Source organism: Rhizobium indicum, assembly GCF_005862305.2.
Taxonomy (GTDB): Bacteria; Pseudomonadota; Alphaproteobacteria; order Rhizobiales; family Rhizobiaceae; genus Rhizobium; species Rhizobium indicum.
Genome location: NZ_CP054022.1, coordinates 92,685 through 108,099 on the forward strand (window position 1 = coordinate 92,685; position 15,415 = coordinate 108,099).

Here is a 15,415-nt window from a genome sequence, read left to right on the forward strand (position 1 = left end):
CCACGATGTGGAGGAATGTACGAGGCTAGTTGAGAATGTCCTCGATCGTTTCCTTGGCTTCCGTCAGGACCTCCCCGATATCTGCCTTGCAGGTGAGTGCCTGCTGGATAGCGGGCAGCACAGCTTCATCGACTATTTCCTGATATTTTTCATTGATCGGCCGGCCCTGGGTGGCGGGCGCGCTCAGCGTCTCAAGAAGTGGGGGGAAGTGCTCATAGCCGGCCTTGGCTGAATAGCTCCGATAGGCGGAATTCGTCGCGGCAAGGCCGAGGGGAGCTTCGATACCCAGGGTATTATTGGCGATAGCAAACGATATGAATTTTTTCGCTGCATCCTTGTGCTCGGATGTCGAGGGAACGACGTTGTACCAAGGGCCGGGAACAGCTGCGATCCCGGCATCGCCGGCCAGCATCGGCACCACGCCGACCTTGCCGCTGACCTTTGAATCCGGAGGCGTCATCTTGTAGGCGTGCGCCCAGAACTTCATCATGGCTGTTTTGCCCTGGTAGAACAGGTTCTGCGCCTCGCCCCAGCCGATTTCGTTCACATTTTCAGGAACGGAATGATCAACACAGTGTGGCGCGATGTAGAATTCAAGTGCCTTTTTGTGCGCCTCATTGTCGATAATGACCTGCCCGTCCTTATCGAGGATCACCCCTGGCGAACCCGCCTGCAGCACATGCGCCATCCATTCCTCTGAAAACGTGCCGATGGTGTCAGTGCCCCAGAAGTCGGTCTTTCCATCGCCGTCAGTGTCACGCGTGAAGAATTTGGCGATGTCACGCCACTGCTGCCAGGTTTTGGGCGGCGCGAGAGGATAGCCATACTTGGCCTGAAAAGCCTCTTTTTCCTCAGCCTTATCAAACAGATCCTTGCGATAGAACACGATCTCGGCATTGGCCCAGGCAGGCATGCCGATCAGTTTGTCACCGACCTTCGCATCGGCAAGCAAGACAGGCGGCAGATCCGCGCGAACCGCATCGGTGAAAAGAGCCGAGAGATCCTCGACGTGGCTCGCGAATTTCGCATTCCACACGACGTCGATCGTCACGACATCGAACGCAGAAGAGCCTGAGGCGATTTCGGCCGAGAACTTGTCAAAGACACCCTGATAGGGAACGGTCGTGAAGTTCACCTCGATGCCTGTTTCGGCAGTAAACTTCTCGGCGACCGCCTTCTGCAACATTTCGCCGCCGCCTTCCACCAGAATGTTGATGGCTTCGGCATTGGCAGTGGCGGCTATGAAAACAAGCGCAAGTGCGCTGGCACCAAGCAATTTCTTCATTGATTCCTCCCATTTGGCTCGCTGCACTTGCACTGAGCCCTCCTTCTTGCTGCGAAGGTAGTCCTCGTATGACGACGTTGTCAATATGGAATGACGACGTTGTCAGAAAAATATGTCGACGTTGTCATGCGTCTGGTTTAAAACGAATCCGGGCAAGGAGATTGGCGTAGATGGTGAGCATAGTCAGCGTCGCGAAAGTGGCGGGAGTTTCCAACAAAACTGTGTCTCGCGTCATTAACGGCGAACCATATGTGACCGAGGAAACGAGAGAGAGGGTCGAAAGGGCAATCCGGGACCTCGGATATGTGCCCAATATGGCCGCGCGCCAAATACGCTCAAGTCGCTCCAACACATTTGGCATCATCGCTGACTACGTGTCGACGACGCCTTATTCAGTGGATATCGTTCGCGGGATCCAGGATTGGGCCAACGCCAACGGCAAGACCATTCTGATGGCAAACACCGGCGGCGCATCCGAGCAGGAAATTAAAATTTGGAAAATGTTCCAATCGCACCGCATTGACGGTGTTCTCTACGTAACGATGTACCATCGCATCGTTGACCCCGAAATCGGCGACGTCGGCATCCCCACAGTCATGATCAACTGCCGACCAAAAACGAGCGAATTGTTGCCGTCGATCGAACCCGATGACTACCAGGGCGCTCAGGATCTCACACGCTATCTGCTTGAGCGGGGGCATCGAAAGATCGGCTATATCCGGCTCAATCCCATTTTGCTTGGTGCGGAACTGCGCCTCGATGCTTTCCGCAAAACCACCGGAGACTTTGGCCTTGCGGAGAACGACCTCACTATCCGCCTTGGCATGGAAGGACCGGTAGGAGCAGAGAAGAACTACGTTTTTGCTTCCGCCACCGAGATGCTTCAACAAAAGGATCGACCGACCGCAATCATGAGCGGCAACGACGAAATGGCGATCCAAATCTACATCGCGGCCATGGCATTGGGTCTTCGGATTCCCGAGGATGTCAGTATTGTCGGCTTTGACGATTTCCGGACGGTTTCCCTGGCGCTGAGGCCGGAGCTGACCACTGCCGCTTTGCCATATTACGATCTCGGTCTGCAAGGGGCGGAATTGTTGAATAGCGTGGTGGCGGGAAGCGAAGTTTGCCCGACCAGTCGAGTTATGTCCTGCAATTTGGTGGAGCGACTTTCGGTGCGCTCCCTGTAATCTGACCTCATGCATGAGAGCGTCTGATCGAGCAAGCAAGCTTTCGCAAGAACATGGCGTGACAGTGGCATCCGGTAAAGCCGGAGCGGTTCGCTTCTTCCGGGCTTGACGCCAAATCAAAGTTACTTAATCTAAGACTCTGCAAGCCTGCTTGGAGGAGGGGCCGGGCAATCGCGATGTCGGTCGCGCCATCTTCATCTCCCCCAAACCATGACCATGACCATGACCCCAAAAGCATGACGACAAGATTGTCAGCCGTCGATTTTCAACAGGATAAGCCATGCCTCTGACCATTGCCCAGCGCCTCGATCGTCTCAAAGTTCGCATTGCCGAGTTGGCGCATTGGCGAGATCGACAAAGTGTTGCGATCGACGGCTGGACGTTCGAGGGCGAGCCGATTGGCCATCACCAGGGTTGGCCGCACCGCCAGGGGGTGGTGCATTTTGCCGCGACCGCTGAAGCGCCGGAGGCGTGGCCTCTCGGCGATATTCGCCTGCAGCTCGACCTCGGCGGCGAGAGCCTGATTACGCTCAGCTACCCCGACGGCGAGACGGAAACATTCGGTCTCGATCCCTACCATCAGGAATTCCCGCTGAAGGGCCGCCGCTTTTCGATCGCAACGGAAACCGTCGCCCGGTTTCCATTCGGCGAGCCCAATCGCGCTCCACGGCTCAACAAGGCCCGATTTATCTGGCTCGATGGTCCAGCTCACCGCCTGCATCTTCTGTTAAAGCAGGTTGCCGAGGCAATCGATGTGCTGGGCGAGCATGAAGTCGTGCCGCACCTGATGGATGCCGCCGAGCACTCGTTGCGCAGTCTCGACTGGCCGTCGGATACGGCGGCCTATGTCTCCCGCACATCAAGCGCTGTCATGCAGCAGAAAATCTGGGAACTGCCGGAGCTCGAGGCTAATCCGGCAGGCCTTACGGAGGAGCAGAGCGCTTCGGCAGCCACAGCCTTCGAGGCTCTGACGGCGAAGTTGAAGGAGCTGCAGAAGCGCTTCCCGCCGAATGGAGAATTGCTGCTGACGGGCCATGCGCATATCGATCTCGCCTGGCTTTGGCCCTATCGCGAGACGCGGCGGAAAATGCGGCGCACCTTCAATACGGCGCTGTCATTGATGGAGCGCTCCGACGATTTCCGCTTCAATCAATCGACCGCCCATTATTACGCGCAGATGGAAGAGGAAGACCCGGAGCTTCTCGATCGCATCAAGCAGAAGGTCGCGGAAGGAAAGTGGGAAACCGTCGGCGGCATGTGGGTGGAGCCCGACACGAACATGCCGACCGGCGAAAGTCTCGCCCGTCAGGTTCTCTATGGCCAGCGTTATTTCGAAAAGACCTTCGGCACGCGCCATACGGTCTGCTGGCTGCCCGATTGCTTTGGCTTTTCAGGCGCGCTGCCGCAAATCTTGAGGCAGGGCGGCATCGACAGCTTCTTCACGATCAAGGTCAATTGGAGCGAGACCAACCATATTCCATCCGATCTCTTCTGGTGGAAGGGTCTCGACGGCAGCCGGGTGCTGACCCACACGTTCGACAATCCGATGCAGGGTTATAACGGCTTCGTGCAAGCCGATTGCTACGTGCCGACATGGAAGAATTTCCGCGGCAAGACACAGCACGATACCTCGCTGCTGGCCGTCGGATATGGCGACGGCGGCGGCGGCGTCACGCCCGAGATGGTCGAGCGCGAGGTGCAGCTGCGCGATTTCCCGGCGATCCCGCAGGCACGCTGGGGCACCGTCAAAAGCTATTACGAACAGGCGCACCGCACCGCAGGCGAAAAGAACCTTCCGGTATGGGATGGCGAAATCTATCTCGAACTGCACCGCGCCACGCTGACGTCGCAAAGCGGCGTCAAGCGCAAGCATCGCCAGGCCGAACGCGCGCTGATCACCGCCGAAACCATCGCTTCGCTGGCGCATATGCTCGGAGCAGACAGGCCCCGAAGCCTCGAAGCGGATTGGCGCGTGGTGCTGAAGAACGAATTTCACGACATTCTGCCGGGCTCGAGCATCCGTGAAGTTTATCAGGATGCCGAGCAGGAACTGGGCGGCGTCATCGAACGTGCTGGAACCGAACAGGCAAATGCCTTGCAAGCGCTGTCGGCCAAGCTGCCGAAAGGCGGGGTTGGCGATGCCCTCGTCGTCGTCAATCCGTCTCTTGCGGCCAGACAGCTCAGCGCAACGCTCTCCGACGGCACGGTCGTCGCGGCCGCCGATCTCGTCGCCCCCTTGTCCGTCACGGTCTTCGACAAGGGCTCGCTCAAGCCGGCGGGCGGGCTGAAGGCAGGCCCCGAGCGTCTCGAAAACGAGCACCTCTCGGTCTCCATCGGCAGGGACGGGGCGGTTTCGAGCCTCCTTCACAAGGCAACGGGCCGGGAAGCGGTCGACGGCTCGGCAAATCAGCTCTGGGTCTATCCGGCCGACAAGCCGCGCAACTGGGACGCCTGGGACATCGATGCGGATTATGCCGAAAAGGCCGTCCGCCTCGATACGCCTGATAGTATCACCCTCGTTGAAGACGGCCCGCACCGCGCGGCGATCCGCGTCGTTTACCGCTACCGGAATTCGAGCGTCACGCAGACCTATGTGCTGACGGCCAACGCCAGGCGGCTCGACATCGAAACGACGATCGACTGGCATGATCGCCGCACGCTGCTGCGAACCCTGAACCCGGTCGCCGCGCAGGCCCGCAAGGCGACCTTCGAATGCGCCTTCGGCATCGTCGAACGGGCAACGCACACGAATACGTCCTGGGAGCAGGCGATGTTCGAGGCCGTCGCGCACCGCTTCGTCGATATCAGCGAGCCGGATTTCGGGGTCGCGCTGCTCAACAATGCCAAATACGGCCATAGCGCCCGCGGCAATGTGATCGGCATGAGCCTCGTACGCGGGCCGATCTATCCGGATCCGTTGGCCGACGAAGGGGAGCAGAGCTTCACCTATGCACTGATGCCGCATGAAGGCGCCTGGCATGAAGGCGGCGTTCTCGACGAGGCGATCGATCTCAATCAGCCGCTCGTCTCGGCTCAATTCAGCGGCCTCTCCGCCGGCATTTTTGCGCCGCTTGCGGTCACCGGCATCCCTGTCGCGTTCTCAGGCCTGAAGCCGGCGGAAGAGGGCGACGGCCTCATCCTGCGCCTTTACGAACCGGCCGGCCGGCGCGGCAGGCTCGCCCTCAACTTGCCTTCCGGATGGGCAGCATCGCAGCCGCTGAACATTCTCGAAGAGCCGATGGAGCGGAAGGGACCTGCCGACATCATGCCGTTCGAAGTCAGGACCTGGAAGCTGCAGAATGGCTGACGCTATGTCTTGGCCGACGGCTCTCTCTCACTTCGGTGCCGCGGAATGATCCGCGGCGCTCAACCAAGCTCAGCCCTCTAAACCAAGGCTAGCCAGCAGGCGGCTGACATAGGCTTCCAACCCGCCGACCATATCGAAGCGGGTGGGATTGCGCAGCCAGAGCATCTGAAGGCCGTCCATCACCGCGATCAGCTCGGCTGCCATCGCCCGGCCATCGATCTTGCCGTCTATCGAGCCATCGGTGACGGCTTGCTCGAAGGCGGCGGCGATGTCGTTCTGCAGCTGGGTGGCGCGATCGAGAAACCATGCCTTGGCCGGGTGATCCTTCATGAGGCTCTCGGCATTCAGGATGGCGAAGGCCCTGATGACCTCGATCATTTCGGCGTTGCGGCGGAAGACCCCGACCATGCCCTTGAGCAGGCCGCGGAGGTCGGAACGGTAGGGCCCGACGAAGCTTTCGCTTTCGAGATCGCGCTTGTCCAGGATGGCAAGCAGGAGATCGACCTTGGTCGGAAAATGGTGCAGCAGGCCGGGCAGCGACAGGCCGACGTCGCGGGCCACATCGCCGATGGCGGCATTCTGGTAGCCATCTTCGGCAAAGCGCCGCATCGCAGCCGCCAGGATCTCCGCGCGGCGCGCTTCGCCCTTGCGAGATCTGCGTCGTCGCTTTTCGTCCTGTCCGGTCTTCGATTCGAATAAGTCTGCCATCGTCTCTTCCGCCTGCCTCTTTCTCCCGCCCTCCATCCATACATCACGGCTCGGCAGTTGACATCTTAAAAATACCGAGTAATCGGTAGGTTTAAGAACTGTCTGGCGCGTGGAGAAGTTGATGCCGCCGCCGGATGAATTGCCCGGGCATGCTCGGCCAGCACTTCGCAATGCCCGAATTCCATTGAAGGGGAGGTTTGCATGATCGATTCCATTCTCGACAAGATGACGCTCGAGGAGCAGGTCTCCCTGCTATCAGGCGCCGATTTCTGGACGACGGTTCCCGTCGAGCGTCTTGATGTGCCGAAGATCAAGGTGACGGACGGACCGAATGGCGCCCGCGGCGCGGGTTCGCTGGTCGGCGGCGTCAAGGCGACCTGCTTTCCTGTCGCCATCGCGCTCGGCGCCACCTGGAATCCCGATCTCGTCGAGCGCATGGGTGTGGCGCTTGCCTGCCAGGCGAAGAGCAAGGGGGCCGCGGTGCTGCTCGCGCCCACGGTGAATATTCATCGTTCCGGGCTCAACGGGCGAAATTTCGAATGTTATTCCGAGGATCCGATGCTGACCGCGGAACTGGCCGTCGCCTATATCAAGGGCGTGCAGAGCCAGGGGATCGCCGCGACGATCAAGCACTTCGCCGGCAACGAATCCGAGATCGAGCGGCAGACCATGTCTTCCGATATCGACGAGCGGACGCTGCGCGAAATCTACCTTCCCCCCTTCGAACAGGCTGTCAGGCGCGCCGGCGTGATGGCCGTCATGTCCTCCTATAACCGCCTCAACGGCACCTATACGAGCGAGCATGAGTGGCTGCTGACCAAGGTGCTGCGCGAGGAATGGGGATTCGACGGGATCGTCATGTCCGACTGGTTTGGTTCGCATTCGACGGCCGAGACGATCAATGCCGGTCTTGATCTCGAAATGCCCGGCCCGGCGCGCGATCGCGGCGAGAAGCTGGTTGCGGCCGTGCGCGAGGGCAGGGTCGAAGCGGCAACGGTGCGGGCGGCGGCGCGGCGGATCCTGCTGCTGCTCGAGCGGGTCGGTGCCTTCGAGAAGAGGCCCGACCTCACCGAGCGGGCAGTCGACCTGCCGGAAGACCGGGCGCTGATCCGGCGTCTCGGCTCAGAGGGAGCAGTCCTTTTGAAGAACGACGGCATCCTGCCGCTTGCCAAGACGTCGCTCGACCGGATCGCCGTCATCGGACCCAACGCCGCGAGCGCGCGTGTGATGGGCGGCGGCAGCGCGCAGATCGCGGCGCATTACACGGTCAGCCCGCTCGAAGGGATTCGAGCCGCCCTTTCCAATGCCAACAGCGTCAGCCACGCCGTCGGCTGCCGCCACAACCGTCTGATCGAGGTGGCCAAGGGAAAGATCACCGTCGAATATTTCAAGGGGCGTGGTTGCCAGGGCACTCCGCTTCATGTCGAAACCGTCGACAAGGGTGAGTTCTTCTGGTTCGAGCTGCCGTCGGCCGAGCTCGACCCAACCGATTTCTCGGCACGGATGACGATGCAATTCGTGCCGGAGGAGAGCGGCGATCATGTCTTCGGCATGACCAATGCTGGACTGGCGCGGCTCTTCGTCGACGGCAGGCTCACGGTCGACGGCCATGATGGCTGGACACGCGGCGAGAATTATTTCGGCACCGCCAATGACGAACAGCGCGGCACGGTGGCACTCGATGCGGGCAAGGCCCATGCCGTCACCGTCGAGTATGATCCGCCGGCGGCATCAGGGGAGGGGATCAACCTCACGGCCATTCGGTTCGGCGTCGAAAAGCCCTTGGGCGAGGCCGATATGCAGGACGCCGTCGAGACGGCGCTGAATGCCGATGTGGCGATTCTCTTCGTCGGCCGCGACGGCGAATGGGATACCGAAGGCTTGGACCTGCCCGACATGCGGCTTCCGGGTCGGCAGGAGGAACTGATCGAGCGGGTCGCGGCGGTCAACACCAACACCGTCGTCGTGCTGCAGACCGGCGGCCCGGTGGAAATGCCCTGGCTCGGCAAGGTTCGCGCCGTGCTGCAGATCTGGTATCCCGGGCAGGCGCTGGGCAATGCCGTCGCCGATGTCCTGTTCGGCGATGTCGAGCCCGGTGGGCGCCTGCCGCAGACATTTCCGAAGGCGCTTGCCGACAACTCCGCGATAACAGGTGATCCAGCCGTCTATCCGGGTAAGGATGGGCATGTGCGCTATGCCGAAGGCGTGTTCGTCGGCTATCGTCATCACGATACGCGCGCTGTCGAACCGCTCTTCCCCTTCGGTTTCGGCCTTGGCTATACACGCTTCAGCTGGGGCGAGGCGCGGCTCTCAGCAAGCGAAATGGGTGCCGAAGGCGTGACGATCAGCGTCGATCTGACCAATATCGGCGACCGGGCCGGATCGGAACTGGTCCAGCTCTATGTGCGCTCGCCAAAGTCCAAGGTGGAGCGGCCGGACAAGGAACTGCGGGCCTTCGCAAAGCTTTCGCTGCGATCCGGTGAGACGGGCACAGCCGAGCTGAAGATCCTGCCCCGCGATCTCGCTTATTTCGACGTCGAGTCCGGTGCCTTCCGCGCCGAACCGGGCGATTACCAGCTGATCGTGGCCGCCAATGCCGCGGATATCAGGTTCATCATCGAACTGCCGTCACCATTCGACTACGTGCTGCCACCTTCGTATTAAACGCAGGCTGGCGAGATCCATGTCGTATTCGAGTGAGCCCGGCCGATAGCGCTTGGCGCGTCTGCGCCAAGCGCTGAGTGGTTCGAGCTGGATCAAACCGCGTCGGGCTGAGTGCGCAGATTGGTGACGACGCGCCGGTTCTGCACCTTGCAGGAGCGCTCCGTGCAGTCGCGGACCTCGCGGTCGTTGCCGTAGCCCTTGGCCCACATGCGCCTGGCGTCCACGCCCTTCGAGGCGAGATAAGCCATCGCCGCATCGGCGCGCTTCTGCGACAGCGTCTCCATACTGGATGCGGAGCCGGAATCGTCGGCAAATCCCTGCAGCTTGAGCAGCCAGGATGGGTTCCTGTTGAGCCAGGCGGCTTGGTTATCCAGGGTTGCCATGGCGACGGAATCGAGTGTTGCGGAGTCCTGCTTGAAGTAGATCCGCCGGCCGACATTGAGGATGAAATCCTCTTCGCTGCCCATCGCGACGTTTTCGAAACCGGGCGCGGGATCGTTGGTCTGGCCGGTCATCGGCGCCGCAGCAGGTTCTTCCACGGAGGCGATATCGGTGGTGCTGCAGGCGGCGAGCGCCAAGAGCATGGCTGCGGCGGCAAGGCGCCTCATGTATCCGGTCGGAGCAGACATCAAGTTGATATTCCTTATTCGACCGGGGTTGCTTGGCTGACCTGCGCCGCACTTTCAGCCTGGTCGGCAATATGCGGCAGAACCTGCACCGCGGTGCCGATCGGGCAACGCTGGTAAAGATCGATGGCGTCTTCATTGAACATGCGGATACAGCCGCTGGAGGCATCCTTGCCGATGCTCCACGGCTCCAGCGTGCCGTGGAAGCGATAGCCGGTGTCGACGCCGTCGCGATGCAGGTACATGGCGCGGGGACCGAGCGGATTTTTCGGTGAGCCTCCCGCCACGAATTCGGGCAGTTCGGGATGGCGCTTGCGCATCTCCGGCGGCGGCGTCCAGCGCGGCCACAGCGATTTGCTGTCAATCGTGGCGCGGCCAAACCATTTGAAGCCCTCGCGGCCGACGCCGACGCCGTAGCGGATGGCCGTCTTGTTCTCCATGATCACGTAGAGGAAATGGTGCCTCGTATCGACGACAACGGTGCCGATCGGCTCGCTGCTGAAATATTTGACGACCTGGCGGTGCCACTTCTTGTCGATCTTGGCGAAGTTGGTTCTTCGGAACGTCACGCCATTGTCGACGATGGTGCCGTCGAAAAAGGAAGACGCCGCGGCAAATACCGGTTTCTGCACTGCACCGGCGCCAAGTAACGCCAATCCACCAAGCACAATATTTCTGCGTGTCCACGGCATCGGCAATATCCCCCTTAAAGCCAAGCAGCGAAACGTCAGTAAATCAGATTTTTCATTTGCGACAACAGAAAAATCATCTCCTCCCTCAAGGCGGAGATCGGGTCACGGGCCTCCTGTGTCTGGTATTGCCCCATCGCTACTCTGGAATGCCTCGGCGCTTCGAATTAGAGGGCCGGGGATTCATCTCCTCTGAAGACCTGCATGTACTCTTTGCGAGATGGCGCTTCCACAACCGCCTGCGAGCCGATGCTCCTCACACGCGGGAGTTCCGTTTCTTGTGCGCATGCCTCCACAAGATCACCAAGCATCCGTCGCGCCACGCCAGGGACCACATGATGGGGCAAATGCCCGACACCTTCCAGCAATCTGACGATCGGCCCCGGATGCTTCCTGCAAAGCCAATCGATATGCCAGTTCGGTGAAATCACGCGGTCCGCCAGCCCGAAGAGAACGTGCAGGGGAAGATCGCCAGGCAGATCTGGAAGGTGCTCCATGTCTCGGTTGAAGGCGCGCAACTCGTCGGCCATCGTGCGGATGGTAATGGGATTGACCACGTGAGAGGCCGGCAGGTCCGAGAGATGAGAAGGTAGGGGATTGGGAAAAGAGGACGACCTCAGACCTCGATCGAGAAAGAATGCGGGCCACCGGCCGATGACGTGCTGGCGGATCAACGACCCGACCACCGGAGCGACCGCTGACCTAAGCACAATCAACGGTTTCGGCGGCACCGGCCCGCAACATGGAGAGATGAGAAAAAGTCCCCTGACGAGGTCCGGTCTTCTTGCCGCAAGGTGTAGCGCGGCTGCGCTGCCGATCGAGTGCGCGACGATCGTCACCTCCGGCAGGTCAAGAGAGGCGAGAAGGCGTTCAAGCCAGAAGGACTGTCCCTCAGGTCCACGCTCAGCCGGTGCAAGCGGCGTGCTCAGTCCATAGCCGGGGCGGTCGGGTGCAATGATCCGGAAGTCGCTGTTGTCGAAGGGAAACGAAATTTCCTGCGCAAGACTGCCGCAGCCATGCAGGAGGAGGACTGGAATGCCATGTGGGTTGCCACCGTCAAGGATGTGAACATCCTGATCTTGGAGACCAAGCTTCCCGACTATGTTGTCCTCATTTCCACCATTGGCGGCATTTCTCTCCTAGGCATCAATGGTTTCGTGATCGGGCCGCTGATAGCCGCTCTCTTCATCGCCGCTTGGGGGATATTCGTGGAGGAGGAGGGCACGTCGGATTCCTGACGAAGCGGCCGGTGCATTTAACGGTGGCTTCCGGAACTTTCGTCTCCCTGACTGGTTTGATAGATTCGAGCCATCATCATGTTCAATCGACGCCAACCGTAAGGTCGGATTTCGGGGCCTATGTTACTATAGTGATCCGAGCAAGCAAGGTGCGGAAAGTGCGCCACGGACTGCCGGCAGAAGTCCAGGCCCCCTGGTCGGATCCTGATAAGCCCCGTTGAAGATGGGTCGAGGAGTGACCAGGAGGAGCGGGCATAAACGGAGCCGCCTCCTTTCGGAACGACTCTCACCGCAACGTTTGACGTTCCGCTAACCGCACAACAGGAGGAAAGACCATGAAAGTGTCAGAGATCATGTCGCGCGATGTAGAAATCGCCAACCCTAATCAGACGATAGCCGAAATCGCGAGATGCATGGCCGACAGGCAGATCGGCTTCCTGCCGGTCGGCGACAACGACCGGCTCGTCGGAACGATCACCGACCGCGATCTCGTCGTGCGCGGGCTTGCCGACGGACTCGGGGGCGATGCAAAGGTGCGCGAAGTCATGTCGCGCGATGTCAAATATTGTTTCGAAGACGAAGATGTCGACGACGTGACCCGCAATATGGGGCAGGTCCAGGTCCGCCGCCTTCCCGTCGTCAATCGTGACAAACGCCTAACCGGCGTCATCTCGCTCGGCGATGCGTCCCTGGCGGACACCGCTGCAGCGGGAGCCGGGTTGAAAAAAGTGTCCCGTCCGGGCGGCGCTCATGCACATTAGAACAGGGATGATGTTAGGCCTGAAGCAATCAGCGATCCTATCGCTTGAGATCATTCATCGTTGAGGTGGCAAGCCGACAAGTGCCCCGGTGCAATTTCCTTTTTCACCGGCACTTCCACACGACAGCGGTCCATCGCAAACGGGCATCTCGGATGAAAGTGGCAGCCTTTCGGCGGGTTTATCGGGCTGGGCAGTTCGCCGGCGACGGGCTTGAACTGCCGCTTGCCGGGTTCGATGCGCGGCACTTCGGCCAAGAGCGCTTTCGTGTAAGGATGATTGGGCCGTCTGAAAACCTCCTCGACGGGCGCCTCTTCGACGATGCGGCCGAGATACATGATCGCAACACGGTCGGAAATATGTTCCACGACGCCGAGATCATGGCTGACGAGCAAATAGGTCAGGTCGAGCTTGTCACGAAGTTCCATGAACAGGTTGATGACCTGTGCCTGGATGGAAACGTCGAGCGCCGCGACGCTTTCGTCACAGACGAGGAATTTCGGCTGCACGGCGAGCGCGCGCGCAATATTGACGCGTTGCCGCTGGCCACCGGAAAACTGGTGCGGGTATCGCTTTTTCATGGCCGGGTCGAAACCGGCCAGCATCAAATATCTGTCGACATAGGCGTCGCGTTCCGTCGAGCGGGCAAGCCCATGCGTTCGAGGCGCCTCCCAGATAAGCTGCTCGACGGTCATGCGCGGATTGAGAGCCGCCATCGGGTTCTGGAAAATCATCTGGCTGGCGAGACCAAACTGATGCTGCTCGCCTTTCGACATGGCGCTTCGATCCATCCCCTTCCAGAGAATGCGGCCCTGGCTTGGTGAGGTGATCCCTGCAATGGCGCGGCCGAGCGTCGACTTCCCGCAGCCGCTTTCACCGACAAGGCCGACAACCTCTCCGGGCCGAATGCTGAGGCTGACATTATCAAGCGCGTGAACGACAGGCGCCGGTTTGGCCAGTTTGAGCTTGAGCGCGATCTTGGCGGCGAGATCGGGTTTGGCTCCGAAGCGCTGCGACACGTTCCTCGCTTCGATTAGGGGCGCGGCGGTCGCCGTCATCATGCTACCTCTTTCGTTACGGGATGAATGCAACGGAAGGAGCGATCGCCTTCCGGCATGAGCGCCGGCATGACCAGACAGCCGTCGGTTGCCCGATCGCAGCGCGTACGAAAACTGCATCCCTGTGGGAGCCGGTTAATCGCCGGCGTCATGCCGCGGATCTGGTGAAGGGGCTCTCCGCGTCTGTTTTGCGAAGGAACGGACGCGATCAGACCGGCGGTGTAGGGATGGTGAGGATCGGTCAGAACCTTGCCCACCGGTCCGGTCTCGACGAGGCGGCCGGCATACATGACGGCGATCTCGTCGGCCAATCTTGAAACGATAGCCAGATCGTGGGTGATCCAGATCACCGCCGTATTTCCCTCTTCCGTGAGTTTCTGGAATTCGGAAATGATCTGGCTCTGGATCGTCACATCAAGCGCCGTTGTCGGTTCATCGGCGATGATGAGGTCCGGCTTGTGAAGAAGCGCGATGGCAATTGCCACGCGCTGGCGCATTCCGCCGGAAAACTGATGCGGATAGGCGGCAAGCCTTTCTTCAGGGCTTGGTATGCCGACCAGCGCCAAAGCATCCCGCGCCCGCTGCCGGGCGGCATCCTTCGAGACTCGCTCGTGTGCCTGGACGGCTTCCACCATCTGCGTTCCGACCGTCAGGACCGGATTGAGCGTCATCATCGGATCCTGGAATACCATGGCGATCCGCTTGCCGCGCAGCTGCCGCATCTCTTCGTCCGAATATTTCGCGATGTCGGCGCCGTCGAAGATGACCCTGCCGCCGACAACCCGGCCGGGTTTATCAAGGAGCCGCATGATCGAAAAGCCGGTCACCGACTTTCCGGATCCGGATTCTCCCACAAGACCAAGGACCTTGCCGCGCTCCACAGTGAACGACACATCATTGACGGCGCAAAGGCTGGGGCGTCCCCTGCCGCCGCCGAATTCGGTGACAAGATTGCTCACTTGCAGCAATGGGGTCATGACATGTTCCTCGGGTTGAGGACATCGCGCAGCCGGTCGCCGACGAGATTGATCGCCGCGATCGTGACCAGAAGCGCAATGCCGGGAAAGAAGCTGATCCAGTAAAGGCCTGTCAGAAGATACTGGTAGCCCGTCGAGATCAGCATGCCGAGCGAGGGTTCGGTCACGGATGCACCGAGACCGAGGAAGGACAAGGTTGCTTCGAGGCCGATTGCCCGGGCGATCTGCATGGTGGCGATGACGATGACCGGCGCAAGACAGTTCGGCAGCAGGTGCCTGAAGAGGATGCGCCATCCGGGCAGGCGCAGCATCCGGGCCGCCTCGATATATTCCTTCTCGCGCTCGACCAGAGCGGTGCCGCGGACCGTGCGGGCATAGGTCGCCCACTCGGCGATGATCAGTGCGATCACCACGTTGGGCACGCCCTTGCCAAGCACGGCAAGCATCATGAGCGCCATCAAGATGGTGGGAAACGACAGCTGCAGGTCGACGAGCCGCATCATCGCGGTTTCTGTGCGCCCTCCCATGTAAGCGGCGAACAGTCCGGCTGAGGTTCCGATGATGGCAGCGGCGAAAGCCGACAGAACGCCCACCAATAACGACGTGCGCAGCCCATAGAGGATGCCGGACAGGATATCGCGGCCCTGGCTGTCGGTACCGAGGTGATAGACAAGCCCGGTCATGGATTCGGACCCCGGCGGCAGTCGTCCATCCATGATGTCGAGCTGCATCAAATCATAGGGATTTTGCGGAGAGATCCATGGCGCGAACAGCGCCAGGCAACAGATGATCACCAGCGTGAGGAAGGCGATCGCCGCTGCCGGAGAGCTGAAGAAATCCGCGATCCCTTTCGAGAGACGACTGGGTTCGGGCGTTGGAGCGCTGGTGTCTTGCGTTTGTGGTTCGGCCATGAGG

General features: G+C 60.4%; 12 protein-coding genes and 1 pseudogene. 5 read left to right on the forward strand and 8 right to left on the reverse strand.

Going from position 1 to position 15,415, the window contains the following annotated elements:
- Positions 1–25: 25 nt before the first annotated feature.
- Positions 26–1,285 carry an ABC transporter substrate-binding protein gene (locus tag FFM53_RS24885; RefSeq protein WP_138390407.1) on the reverse strand — a complete coding sequence of 420 codons (1,260 nt, stop codon included), beginning with the start codon at positions 1,283–1,285 and terminating at the stop codon, positions 26–28.
- Positions 1,286–1,455: 170 nt separating this feature from the next.
- On the opposite strand from FFM53_RS24885, the gene FFM53_RS24890 reads away from it, so the two are divergent.
- Positions 1,456–2,475 (forward strand): LacI family DNA-binding transcriptional regulator, encoded by a 1,020-nt coding sequence (locus FFM53_RS24890; protein ID WP_138390406.1) that lies wholly within the window; start codon positions 1,456–1,458, stop codon positions 2,473–2,475.
- A gap of 280 nt (positions 2,476–2,755) precedes the next feature.
- Positions 2,756–5,782, forward strand: coding sequence for an alpha-mannosidase (locus FFM53_RS24895; protein ID WP_138390405.1), 3,027 nt, complete (start codon positions 2,756–2,758; stop codon positions 5,780–5,782).
- A gap of 69 nt (positions 5,783–5,851) precedes the next feature.
- Here the strand turns inward: FFM53_RS24895 and FFM53_RS24900 are convergent, their stop codons facing one another.
- Complete coding sequence (locus FFM53_RS24900; protein WP_138390404.1) at positions 5,852–6,490, reverse strand: TetR/AcrR family transcriptional regulator; 639 nt, start codon at positions 6,488–6,490, stop codon at positions 5,852–5,854.
- Positions 6,491–6,691: 201 nt separating this feature from the next.
- Between FFM53_RS24900 and FFM53_RS24905 the strand changes: the two genes are divergently transcribed.
- A complete protein-coding gene (locus tag FFM53_RS24905) occupies positions 6,692–9,154 on the forward strand; it encodes a glycoside hydrolase family 3 C-terminal domain-containing protein (RefSeq protein WP_138390403.1) in 2,463 nt (820 codons plus the stop codon).
- Positions 9,155–9,246: 92 nt separating this feature from the next.
- Here FFM53_RS24905 and FFM53_RS24910 read toward each other — a convergent pair whose 3' ends face one another.
- From FFM53_RS24910 to FFM53_RS24920, 3 genes are all read right to left on the reverse strand, one after another.
- Positions 9,247–9,783, reverse strand: a complete 537-nt coding sequence (locus FFM53_RS24910; protein ID WP_138390402.1) for an OmpA family protein — start codon at positions 9,781–9,783, stop codon at positions 9,247–9,249.
- Positions 9,784–9,797: 14 nt separating this feature from the next.
- Positions 9,798–10,472, reverse strand: coding sequence for a L,D-transpeptidase (locus tag FFM53_RS24915; protein WP_138390401.1), 675 nt, complete (start codon positions 10,470–10,472; stop codon positions 9,798–9,800).
- Positions 10,473–10,636: 164 nt separating this feature from the next.
- Positions 10,637–11,572 (reverse strand): alpha/beta fold hydrolase, encoded by a 936-nt coding sequence (locus FFM53_RS24920; RefSeq protein WP_138390400.1) that lies wholly within the window; start codon positions 11,570–11,572, stop codon positions 10,637–10,639.
- Here FFM53_RS24920 and FFM53_RS24925 point away from each other — a divergent pair.
- Together FFM53_RS24925 and FFM53_RS24930 are read left to right on the forward strand one after the other, a co-directional pair.
- Positions 11,552–11,707, forward strand: a pseudogene (locus tag FFM53_RS24925) (AI-2E family transporter); the annotation flags it as partial. The gene FFM53_RS24920 and the pseudogene FFM53_RS24925 overlap by 21 nt on opposite strands.
- 335 nt (positions 11,708–12,042) lie before the next feature.
- Positions 12,043–12,468, forward strand: coding sequence for a CBS domain-containing protein (locus FFM53_RS24930; protein ID WP_017957358.1), 426 nt, complete (start codon positions 12,043–12,045; stop codon positions 12,466–12,468).
- A gap of 50 nt (positions 12,469–12,518) precedes the next feature.
- On the opposite strand, the gene FFM53_RS24935 is transcribed toward FFM53_RS24930, so the two are convergent.
- From FFM53_RS24935 to FFM53_RS24945, 3 genes are read right to left on the reverse strand one after another with little or no spacing between them, the layout of a single operon-like run.
- Complete coding sequence (locus tag FFM53_RS24935) at positions 12,519–13,523, reverse strand: ABC transporter ATP-binding protein (protein ID WP_138390515.1); 1,005 nt, start codon at positions 13,521–13,523, stop codon at positions 12,519–12,521.
- The gene (locus FFM53_RS24940) at positions 13,523–14,500 is read right to left on the reverse strand and encodes an ABC transporter ATP-binding protein (protein WP_138390399.1); all 978 of its coding nucleotides are present in this window, start codon (positions 14,498–14,500) and stop codon (positions 13,523–13,525) included. Before FFM53_RS24940 ends, FFM53_RS24935 begins: the two co-directional genes overlap by 1 nt.
- Positions 14,497–15,411, reverse strand: a complete 915-nt coding sequence (locus FFM53_RS24945; RefSeq protein ID WP_138390398.1) for an ABC transporter permease — start codon at positions 15,409–15,411, stop codon at positions 14,497–14,499. The genes FFM53_RS24940 and FFM53_RS24945 overlap by 4 nt, the downstream gene beginning before the upstream one ends.
- Positions 15,412–15,415 lie beyond the last annotated feature (4 nt).

Excerpts from the sequence above, each read along its gene's own strand:
- FFM53_RS24885 (WP_138390407.1), bottom strand. The coding sequence starts at position 1,285 with ATGAAGAAATTGCTTGGTGCCAGCGCACTTGCGCTTGTTTTCATAGCC.
- FFM53_RS24905 (WP_138390403.1), top strand. The coding sequence starts at position 6,692 with ATGATCGATTCCATTCTCGACAAGATGACGCTCGAGGAGCAGGTCTCC.
- FFM53_RS24900 (WP_138390404.1), bottom strand. The coding sequence starts at position 6,490 with ATGGCAGACTTATTCGAATCGAAGACCGGACAGGACGAAAAGCGACGA.
- FFM53_RS24895 (WP_138390405.1), top strand. The coding sequence starts at position 2,756 with ATGCCTCTGACCATTGCCCAGCGCCTCGATCGTCTCAAAGTTCGCATT.
- FFM53_RS24915 (WP_138390401.1), bottom strand. The coding sequence starts at position 10,472 with ATGCCGTGGACACGCAGAAATATTGTGCTTGGTGGATTGGCGTTACTT.
- FFM53_RS24910 (WP_138390402.1), bottom strand. The coding sequence starts at position 9,783 with ATGTCTGCTCCGACCGGATACATGAGGCGCCTTGCCGCCGCAGCCATG.
- FFM53_RS24935 (WP_138390515.1), bottom strand. The coding sequence starts at position 13,523 with ATGACGGCGACCGCCGCGCCCCTAATCGAAGCGAGGAACGTGTCGCAG.
- FFM53_RS24940 (WP_138390399.1), bottom strand. The coding sequence starts at position 14,500 with ATGACCCCATTGCTGCAAGTGAGCAATCTTGTCACCGAATTCGGCGGC.
- FFM53_RS24930 (WP_017957358.1), top strand. The coding sequence starts at position 12,043 with ATGAAAGTGTCAGAGATCATGTCGCGCGATGTAGAAATCGCCAACCCT.
- FFM53_RS24890 (WP_138390406.1), top strand. The coding sequence starts at position 1,456 with ATGGTGAGCATAGTCAGCGTCGCGAAAGTGGCGGGAGTTTCCAACAAA.
- FFM53_RS24945 (WP_138390398.1), bottom strand. The coding sequence starts at position 15,411 with ATGGCCGAACCACAAACGCAAGACACCAGCGCTCCAACGCCCGAACCC.